The 1878-nt window shown below is 36.6% G+C and carries 1 protein-coding gene; it reads right to left on the bottom strand.

What is annotated here, in order from left to right; all coding sequences use genetic code 11:
* Nucleotides 1–263: 263 nt before the first annotated feature.
* The gene (locus FYJ75_RS14205; RefSeq protein WP_154431055.1) at nucleotides 264–1724 is read right to left on the bottom strand and encodes a DDE-type integrase/transposase/recombinase; all 1461 of its coding nucleotides are present in this window, start codon (nucleotides 1722–1724) and stop codon (nucleotides 264–266) included.
* Between the last annotated feature and the right edge of the window lie 154 nt (nucleotides 1725–1878).

The raw sequence follows: 1878 nt of genomic DNA, 5'->3' as shown, positions 1-1878 counted from the left end.
GGTAGTGTCAAATAAGATATGAAAAAACTGAGTTAAAAAATTAGGCTCAGATGAACCTTGAAAATTGTAGATATTAGAGGTTGTGGCAGACGTCCGCCACCCTTGACAGCACGAAAAAGAACTGCTGTAGGTTAATAACCGACGGCGAAGAACTCAAGAACAGTTCAGTTTTTCCGTCGTATACAGCAGTGTAGCAGTTCTTTTTCGTGCCATCAAGGGCAAGCCGCGATGCGGTGGCTAGGTTATTACCTCTGGCTCTTAATCTAAGAACAGTTATTGCCTTCGGCATTTTGAAGATTTAGGATAGTCTGTTGGCCTAGAAAGATTAATAGTTGCCATTTGCCGAGCATTGTATCAGCTTGTGAGAGCATTTCAACTTCGTTTAATACTTTATAGTTGTTGTGTCGGTGCGGACGTAGAAAGTTGTAGTAAGCAACCCAAAGAGCTAAATCGTAGTTCGCTCCATCAATGTTGTCAAAACCATTAGTTTTTCTGTAAGAAGCTTTGTATGTGCGATTAAGTCGTTCAATCATCTGCTTGTATGGTCGATATTCTTTGGATACTTCATCATCGTTAGTTAAGCCGATTACTTGAGTTATGTCGAACTTGAATTTATCGCCATACTCATTTGCGAATTGCTGAGCTGCAAGAGGATATGCACTATATCCATCTGCAATAAACTTAAAGTTTTTTGGTAATTCAGTAAGTTTTCTAAAGGCCATGCGCATTGCCAGAATACATGGACCTACACCACGATTATCGGAAACCTGATAACCAATGATGGAACGTTTGGCAGCATCCATTATGAACCAGATATAAGTTTTAATACCACGGATTTTGATGTATGTTTCATCGGCGGTGAATACTTTTCCAGTATCATAATCATAGTTGTCTACGAATGGTTTAATGCAGACAGAAGCAGTTTTACAGTAGTTTGCTATCTGTTGATGGGAAATAGTGATTCCGTGAATGTCTTTTAATGCCTGTGCTGTCTTGCGGAGAGAAAGACCAAGGTTGACTTTATAAGTAAGACAAAGAGACATGACATAGCTGTCATGTTTTTTGAAACGTAAAGATGATGCATTTTTAGGAAGGCTGTTTAAATCCATGCGAAAGAAATCTATCTGAAATTCACGATAGATGTAATGGAGTTTGTATTTATATTTGTTAGATTCTAAATCATTTTTATCAACCTTTTTGAGATTGTGTAAGTAATAAGGACATTCAGGATTTACGCATTTGTGTACAACAAAGTGTTTACGATCTTTTTTGTGAACAAGAGCATGATTGCAATGAGGACAATGAAGAGTATGTGTTTTGGAAAATCTTGTGTCAGATGCAGGATTGAAACGAGACTGACAGACTTTACAAATCAACTGTGTTTTCTTCTTGCCGTTGTTCCATGAAAGGTATTGGAATGGTGCATCGCAAGAAAGACAGCGATAGTCTTCAGGTATGTTGCATTCGCCATGACGGAAAACAGGCTTTATTGTCTTATGGTATCGCTGCTCATAGTAGTTGATGAGGTCACACCAATTCCATTCCTGTTTATGAGAAATGATTTTTGGAAGCTTATCGATTTTAAACTTTTGATATTTAGGTGAATGAGAATCGTCGAAAGCCCACTGACGAAGTGGTATATATCTACAAATAAAATTTAAAAGCCAGCAGATTTGTTTATGTTGGTATTGAATATATTGAATCAGATACATTATAATGTCCATAGGTGATTACCTTTCTATACGGATAATTGTGTTTTCGCAGATTCAATTATACTGCTTTTTTAGGGGGTAATCACTTTTTTTGTAAAAAAATGTGAGAAATCCTTGAAAATATAATGTTTATAAAAATAAAAAAGGTAGTTAACTTGACACTACC

Source organism: Roseburia porci (genome assembly GCF_009695765.1).
GTDB lineage: Bacteria > Bacillota > Clostridia > Lachnospirales > Lachnospiraceae > Roseburia > Roseburia porci.
Note: the sequence above shows the minus strand (reverse complement) of the source record. Positions and strands in the feature narration are given on the sequence as shown.

Coding starts and splice junctions, on each gene's coding strand:
- FYJ75_RS14205 (WP_154431055.1), bottom strand. CDS start 1,724: ATGGACATTATAATGTATCTGATTCAATATATTCAATACCAACATAAA.